At 60.8% G+C, this 1504-nt stretch carries 2 protein-coding genes; both read right to left on the bottom strand.

The genetic code is table 11. From position 1 onward, the window contains the following. A partial coding sequence (locus OWC48_RS45860; RefSeq protein ID WP_282525903.1) for an AMP-binding protein occupies positions 1-322 on the bottom strand: 322 nt, incomplete at its 3' end. Positions 323-327: 5 nt separating this feature from the next. Beyond that, positions 328-1504, bottom strand: a 1177-nt coding sequence (locus tag OWC48_RS45855; RefSeq protein ID WP_282525902.1) for an AMP-binding protein, incomplete at its 5' end; no start/stop codon positions are given.

Here is a 1504-nt window from a genome sequence, read left to right as displayed (position 1 = left end):
GATAACGTGCAAGGTCGCCGGTCCGGTACAGCCGATCGCCCTCGACAAAGGGACTGGCGATGAACCGCTCCGCTGTCAGCTCAGGGCGGTTCAGGTAGCCCCGCGCCACCCCCGCCCCGCCAATGTAAAGCTCGCCCACCGCGCCGAACGGCACGGGTGCGCCATGGCCATCCAGTAGGTACACCCGCGTGTTGGCGATTGGACGACCGATCGGGACCAACGACCCATTGAAATCAGTCGGGCAAGTCCAGATCGTCGCGAAGGTCGTCGTCTCGGTGGGCCCGTAGCAGTTAATGAGACGTACGGCGCCCTTTTCCTTCAACAATCTCAGAAACGAGGCAAGATCACCGCGCTCACCCCACAGAGGAGGTGCTTCAGTTGCGCCAACGTCGGAGCAATCGTTGATGTATATTGGTTGAATAATGCTGTTGTTAGAAACAGTGACGTTACCCGGTGCTGTTCAAGCGCCCGGGCAAAACTAGGAGTATCCCTGACGGTGGCGGCATGCATGGCAACAATGCAACCACCGTTAAGCAGCGGTGCCCATACTTCGAATGTGCTTGCGTCGAAGGCGGGATTGCCAGCCCATGCCACCCGATCTCCTGCATCGATCTTCACATACCCACTGTTGATCACGAGCCGGTTGACGGCACGATGAGGAACAACAACTCCTTTGGGAAGGCCAGTTGAGCCGGAGGTGTACATGACGTAAGCGGCAGTTTCAGCGCTCAACGCCAGCCCAGGATTGGAACTACATCCCGTTCCAGCCGTGAGCGGCTCAATAGCACGAACAGGTATCGTCGCTTCAACCAGATCATCAGCGCAAAGCACCAAGCGTGCAGCACAATCGGCCATGAGCAATTCTTGTCGCGCCGACGGGAGGGCGCGATCGATCGGTACATACACGCCGCCCGCCTTCAGAATCGCCAGCTGCGCCACCAGAAGAGCGACGGAGCGGTCCAGCACTGTGGCAATGCGATCCCCAGGTTTGACCCCGAGGGCGATCAGATGATGTGCCAGGCGGTTGGCCCGCGCATTGAGCTCGCCATAGCTCAGCCGCTCATCTTCGCAGACCACCGCCACCGCATCCGGCGCCTTGTGCACCTGCACCTCCAACAGCTCGTGGATGCACCGCTCCGCAGGATACGACGCCGCCGTCCGGTTCAGCTCCTCCAGCAGATACGTGCGCTCGGCAGTCGAGAGCAGCTCAATCCGGTGGACCTCTTGCTGCGCATCGGCAGCCATCGCCCGCAGCAGCGTCAGCAGATAACCACGCTGCCGCTCGATCGTCGCCTGATCAAACAGCGCCGTGGCATAACCCAGCGTTCCGGCGATCTCCTCGCCATGCTCGCCAAGGCTCAGCTCCAGATCGAACTCGACCTGATCAATCTCCTCCCCGGCAGCTTCGACACTCAGCCCCGGCAGGTCCAATGACCCAGCCGCATTGTTCTCCCAGGCCAGCATCACCTGGAATAATGGCGTGTGATCAAGAGCCCGGGGCGGC

The organism is Bradyrhizobium sp. Arg816, assembly GCF_029989365.1.
Classification (GTDB): domain Bacteria; phylum Pseudomonadota; class Alphaproteobacteria; order Rhizobiales; family Xanthobacteraceae; genus Bradyrhizobium.
This window is presented reverse-complemented; position numbering and strand designations above follow the sequence as displayed.